Origin of the sequence: Providencia sp. JGM181 (assembly GCF_018257375.1) — a bacterium.
In the GTDB taxonomy this organism is placed as follows: Bacteria; Pseudomonadota; Gammaproteobacteria; order Enterobacterales; family Enterobacteriaceae; genus Providencia; species Providencia lanzhouensis.
Genome location: NZ_JAERJY010000030.1, coordinates 22,129 through 28,576, shown reverse-complemented (window position 1 = coordinate 28,576; position 6,448 = coordinate 22,129). Strand labels below are relative to the sequence as shown.

Genomic DNA, 6,448 nt, shown 5'->3' with positions numbered 1-6,448 from the left:
GTATATAATAAAGAATATAATTCTGATTTTTACATTTATTAACAACTGGTCACTAAATTGTGACGCATCAATCCTTTCTTGCGCTCAAAATCATCTTTTTTTATGTATTAATTGTTATTTTTCATTGTGTTATGTGATTTATTTTTAGCATTTAATTCAATTTTAAATATGACAAACTGTTTCAGTTTGTTTAAATGAAAAGAATTGTTCTATTTTGAATGGGTTAATTTACTTAGTTGTAAATACTTAAATTTAAGCGTGATTAGGTTGCTTTTTTCTTTAATAAGATAAAGTCAGCTTAATTGTTATCTATTTTAGATATTCTAAATGGGTGGCAGATTTAGTGCAGATATAAAAAAACCGTGACTAGAAAGCCACGGTTTCTCTGTTCCTAAGTCATTGCATTGATGACTACAGGATCATACCGCCGAACAGGAAGCCGAAGGTAACGGCCAGTGCCACAGCGATGGTACCCGGAATAAAGAATGGGTGGTTAAAGACGAATTTACCGATGCGAGTTGTACCAGTGTCATCCATTTGTACTGCCGCAACCAGAGTTGGGTAAGTAGGCAGAATGAACAGACCAGATACGGCTGAGAATGAAGCGATAGCGGTTAATGGGCTAACGTTCAGTGCCAGAGCCATCGGCATCAGAGCTTTCGCTGTTGCTGCTTGAGAGTACAGAAGCGCAGAACAGAAGAAGAAGATAACCGCTAACATCCATGAGTGTTCGTGGATTAAGTCACCCGCAGTTTCTTTGATCCAATCAATGTTGTGCTGTACGAAAGTATCACCTAACCATGCAACACCTAAGATACAGATACATGCGCTCATACCTGCTTTGAAGGTACTAGAGTTCAGGATTGCATCAGTGTTTACACGGCACAGTACAGTGATTAACGTAGCCACAGTCAGCATGATAATCAGGATAGCGTTAGTGGTGTTCATCAGTGGGGTTGCCACAATGCCTAAACTTGGGCTGTTGATGATTGCGTAGCAAACTACACCAACAACGCCAAGTAAGAACAGCAGAACTGACGCTTTAGCACCTGGTTTGATCTCTTTAACTTGGCTACCGCGCAGTTCAACTAAACCTTCAGCTAAACGTTTTTGGTAGATTGGGTCATCAGACAGTTTAGAGTTAAATGTCCAAGAGATAATGAAAGACATCAGGATGATAGCTAAGAAAGTTGCTGGTAATAAAATACCTAACAGCGTGATATAGCTAACGGTGTTACCTGCACCAACCATTGCTGGGTTTTCCATGACAGATGCCATGTAAACAACCGCCGCAGAAATTGGAGATGCTGTGATACCAATCTGAGCTGCAACAACAGCCGTAGACAGTGGGCGACATGGTTTCACGCCTTGTTCTTTAGCCACTTCTGCGATAACTGGCAGAGTTGCTAATGAGATATTACCTGTACCTGCGAACAGAGTCAGGAAATAGGTCACGATAGGGGCAAGGATAGTGATGTATTTTGGATTGCGACGCAGTAGTTTTTCTGTTTGAGCAACCAAGTAATCCAAACCACCCGCAATTTGCATTGCAGAGATGGCGGCAATAACTGCCATGATGATAGAGATTACGTCAAAAGGAATGGTTCCCGGTTTCACGCCAATTGCAGCGAGTACCAGAACACCAAGGCCACCGGCAAAACCGATACCTATCCCTCCAAGACGGGCCCCTAAAAAAATGGCCAGCAGAACAATGACAAATTCTACGGCTAACATAGTGTTTACTCCTCGACAAAAATGAAAATTATGAAACTGTTATGTTAATTATTTGTGTGTGCATTCATGAAAAAAGGCACGCTATCCGGTGGAAAGTCGTGCCCTTATTCTTAAGAATTATTTATGCTAAACATAAATAATTAGTCGTCAAATCTTTTTGCTTTATATGCTGGATGTTTTAGGTTCTCAACAGAGAAGATATCATCCAGTTGCGCTTCGGTCAGCAGTCCGCGTTCTAGGACAACTTCACGTACGCTCTTACCTGTTTCTGCACAGATTTTACCCACGATATCACCGTTGTGGTGACCGATGAATGGGTTCAGGTAAGTTACGATACCGATAGAGTTGAATACAAACGCTTCGCAGATTTCTTTGTTAACAGTGATGCCGTTAACGCATTTTTCTACTAAGTTGCGGCATGCATTGCTCATCAGAGAAATGGATTCGAACATCGCTTGACCGATTGCTGGTTCCATTACGTTTAATTGTAATTGACCTGCTTCAGCAGCCATCGTTACACAGATGTCGTTACCCATAACTTTGAAGCATGCTTGGTTAACAACTTCAGGAATTACTGGGTTAACTTTTGCTGGCATGATAGAAGAACCTGCTTGTAATTCTGGCAGATTAATTTCTTTCAATCCTGCGCGAGGACCAGAGGAAAGTAAACGTAAGTCGTTACAGATTTTAGACAGTTTAACTGCTAAACGTTTCAGGCTAGCGTGAACAGTGATGTAAGCACCACAGTCAGAAGTTGCTTCGATTAGGTCTTCTGATGGTACGCATGCTAAACCTGTTACTTCTGCTAATTTTTTAACAGCCAGTTCTTGGTAACCAGGGGCTGTGTTCAGGCCAGTACCGATAGCAGTTGCACCTAAGTTAACTTCGAGCAGTAAATCGATGCTACGTTTCAGATTTTTTTCTTCTTCTTTAAGAAGAGTTGCGAAAGCATGGAATTCCTGACCAACAGTCATTGGTACTGCGTCTTGTAATTGAGTACGACCCATTTTCAGGATGTCTTTGTACTCTTCTGCTTTACTTTCAAAACCTTTTTTCAGGTAAGTAACAGAATCGATTAATTTCAGAACAGAGTTATAAACCGCGATACGGAAACCGGTAGGGTATGCATCGTTGGTAGATTGGCTTTTGTTCAGATGGTCATTTGGGTTTAAGAATTCATATTCACCTTTTTTATGACCCATCAGTTCAAGACCGATGTTTGCCAGAACTTCGTTGGTATTCATGTTCAGTGATGTGCCCGCACCACCTTGGAATACGTCAACTGGGAACTGATCCATGCATTTGCCTTCATTCAAAACAACGTCACACGCTTTGATGATGGTATCTGCGATATTACGAGGAATAGTGTGCAGTTCTTTGTTAGCTAGTGCGGCTGCTTTTTTTACCATTACCATGCCGCGAATAAATTCTGGGACATCGTTAATGGTGCGGTCGCTGATATAAAAGTTTTCAATCGCACGCAGAGTATGAACACCATAATAGGCATCAGCTGGAACTTCTTTTTTACCTAACAGGTCTTCTTCGATACGAGTATTGTTTGACATGAGAACCTTCTTAATTAGATTACAGTTACTGTCCGTTTATGCGCTTTTAAAAATATATCCTAAAACTAAACTTCTAGGTGATTACCACCTATTACTCCTTTATCAGTATTATGTTCTACTGACTTATGGGGTGATCATATGCCCTTTATCACCCCATACCTTGAACCTAGATCATTTTATGGATTGATTAGTGCAATAGAATTTATATTGTGTGATTTAAATCACAGATAAGCCTTGTTAATGATCTTAGTCCATGAGTTGAAAATCACGATCAGAGACCCAATTATTATGGCTATACTGATGAAAAAAGCGAATATGAATAGTAGTCTCTTAGAGATAGTTCACAAAGGTTTTCATTTAGCCCCGAAAAATGCAGTAGCTTATTGATATTAAGGAGTACTTGTGCGCTGGTTACCACTAATTCTGATATGTATTTTGGTGTATATAGAGTCGGTCATTTTTGTCCGAGTTGCGGCTGAAATTGGTGTATTGATGACATTAATTTTAGTGGTGCTCACATCCTGTTTGGGGGTTTCACTTGTGAAGAACCAAGGGATGAAAAATGTCATGCAAATACAACAAAAATTAATGAGTGGTGAAAGTCCTGCCGCTGAAATGATTAAAAGTGTGGCGTTAGTGTTAGCAGGATTTTTACTTATTGTTCCTGGATTCTTTACGGACTTTATTGGACTACTTTTATTACTACCACCAGTACAAAAATTATTTGTGATGCGTTTAATCCCGCACATCAAGTTTTACCAACCTGGAAATGGTTTTCAGGGTGGTGGCTATCAAAATGGCAATACTTTTGAAGGCGAGTACCAACGCAAGCAAGATGACCCTTCTTATACTATTGATCGCGAAAGAACTATTGATGGTGAAAGCCATCGTGTTCCTGACGATAAATCTTCAGATTCCAACCAAGATAACCCGCCTAAACCTTAATTCCCTTTGAACTGTAGGGAGATAAATAATAAAAAAATTTATCTCCCACCCCTTGAAGTCTTAGTTATTCATCCCAATCTCCTGAAACATGGTACTGGTGAAGATCACCTTGGTATCGACCTTTTACCCGTATGGACTTTATTTGTAGGAGAACTATTAATGAAAATTCGTCCATTGCATGACCGTGTTATCGTTAAACGTAAAGAAATCGAATCTAAATCTGCTGGTGGTATCGTGTTAACTGGCAGTGCTGCGGGCAAATCAACTCGTGGTGAAGTTATCGCTGTGGGCCAAGGCCGCATCCTCGAAAATGGCGACGTTAAAGCGCTGGATGTGAAAGTTGGCGATATCGTAATTTTTAACGACGGTTATGGCGTAAAAGCTGAAAAAATCGACAACGAAGAAGTGTTAATCATGTCCGAAAGCGACATCTTAGCAATCGTTGAATAAGAATTTTCACTTAAAACTTTCATCAAACGAAAAGAATTTAAAGGAAAGAGATAATGGCAGCTAAAGACGTTAGATTTGGTAATGACGCTCGTACAAAAATGCTTCGTGGTGTCAATGTTCTTGCTGATGCAGTTAAAGTAACTTTAGGTCCTAAAGGCCGTAACGTTGTTTTAGACAAATCTTTTGGATCACCAGTTATCACTAAAGATGGTGTTTCTGTTGCTCGTGAAATCGAATTAGAAGATAAATTCGAAAATATGGGTGCACAAATGGTGAAAGAAGTTGCTTCTAAAGCTAACGATGCAGCGGGTGACGGTACAACAACCGCTACCGTTTTAGCTCAAGCAATTATCACCGAAGGTCTGAAAGCAGTTGCTGCGGGTATGAACCCAATGGATCTGAAACGTGGTATCGATAAAGCAGTCGTTGCTGCTGTTGAAGAACTGAAAACTCTGTCAGTTCCATGTTCAGATACTAAATCAATCGCACAGGTTGGTACTATTTCTGCAAACTCCGACGAAACTGTTGGTAAATTAATTGCAGAAGCAATGGAGAAAGTCGGTAAAGAAGGCGTTATCACCGTTGAAGAAGGTACTGGTCTGGAAGACGAATTAGACGTGGTTGAAGGTATGCAGTTTGACCGCGGTTATTTATCTCCTTACTTCATCAACAAACCAGAAACTGGCGTTGTTGAACTGGAAAACCCATTCATCCTGTTAGTCGACAAAAAAGTGTCTAACATTCGTGAATTACTGCCAGTATTAGAAGGCGTTGCTAAAGCGAACAAGCCACTGCTGATCATTGCTGAAGATGTTGAAGGTGAAGCACTGGCTACATTAGTCGTGAACACCATGCGTGGTATCGTGAAAGTGGCTGCGGTTAAAGCACCTGGTTTCGGTGACCGTCGTAAAGCAATGCTGCAAGATATCGCTATCCTGACTAACGGTACTGTTATCTCTGAAGAGATCGGTATGGAGCTGGAAAAAGCAACGTTAGAAGATTTAGGTCAAGCTAAACGTATCGTTATCAACAAAGACACCACTATCATCATCGATGGTATCGGTGACGAAACTGCAATCGCAGGTCGTGTGACTCAAATCCGTCAACAAATCGAAGAGTCTTCTTCTGATTACGACCGTGAAAAACTGCAAGAACGCGTAGCGAAATTAGCTGGCGGTGTTGCGGTAATTAAAGTGGGTGCAGCAACTGAAGTTGAAATGAAAGAAAAACGCGCTCGCGTTGACGATGCTCTGCACGCAACTCGCGCAGCGGTTGAAGAGGGTGTTGTTGCTGGTGGTGGTACTGCGTTAGTTCGCGTCGCGGCTAAACTGGAAGCACTGAAAGGCGATAACGAAGAACAAAACGTAGGTATCCGTGTTGCTCTGCGTGCGATGGAAGCGCCAATGCGTCAAATCGTCACTAACGCAGGTGAAGAAGCTTCAGTTGTTGTTAACAACGTTAAAGCAGCAACTGGCAACGACGGTTACAACGCAGCAACAGATACTTATGGCGACATGATCGAAATGGGTATTCTGGATCCAACTAAAGTTACTCGTTCTGCTCTGCAATTCGCAGCATCAATCGCGGGTCTGATGATCACGACAGAAGCGATGATCACCGATATGCCAGCATCTGACGCTCCTGATTTAGGTGCAGCTGGTATGGGTGGCATGGGCGGAATGGGCGGCATGATGTAAGCCAACAGGCAAACATTGTGCGCCAGTAGCCATTAGTTAGTGGCTACCAGCCAAAAT

At 41.5% G+C, this 6,448-nt stretch carries 5 protein-coding genes; 3 read left to right on the top strand and 2 right to left on the bottom strand.

Translation table 11 applies throughout. From position 1 onward, the window contains the following. Positions 1-411: 411 nt before the first annotated feature. Positions 412-1,734: an anaerobic C4-dicarboxylate transporter gene (locus tag JK188_RS06380; protein WP_036955939.1), complete on the bottom strand. Its 1,323-nt coding sequence runs from the start codon at positions 1,732-1,734 to the stop codon at positions 412-414. A 140-nt stretch (positions 1,735-1,874) separates the two neighbouring features. Further along, a complete protein-coding gene (gene aspA, locus JK188_RS06375; protein ID WP_036955941.1) occupies positions 1,875-3,299 on the bottom strand; it encodes an aspartate ammonia-lyase in 1,425 nt (474 codons plus the stop codon). A 402-nt stretch (positions 3,300-3,701) separates the two neighbouring features. Between aspA and JK188_RS06370 the strand changes: the two genes are divergently transcribed. From JK188_RS06370 to groL, 3 genes are all read left to right on the top strand, one after another. Next, positions 3,702-4,244 (top strand): FxsA family protein, encoded by a 543-nt coding sequence (locus tag JK188_RS06370; RefSeq protein WP_036955943.1) that lies wholly within the window; start codon positions 3,702-3,704, stop codon positions 4,242-4,244. A 159-nt stretch (positions 4,245-4,403) separates the two neighbouring features. Further along, positions 4,404-4,694 (top strand): co-chaperone GroES, encoded by a 291-nt coding sequence (locus JK188_RS06365; protein WP_108478399.1) that lies wholly within the window; start codon positions 4,404-4,406, stop codon positions 4,692-4,694. A 53-nt stretch (positions 4,695-4,747) separates the two neighbouring features. Further along, on the top strand, positions 4,748-6,391 hold the full coding sequence (groL, locus tag JK188_RS06360) for a chaperonin GroEL (RefSeq protein WP_036955948.1): 1,644 nt from the start codon (positions 4,748-4,750) through the stop codon (positions 6,389-6,391). Positions 6,392-6,448 lie beyond the last annotated feature (57 nt).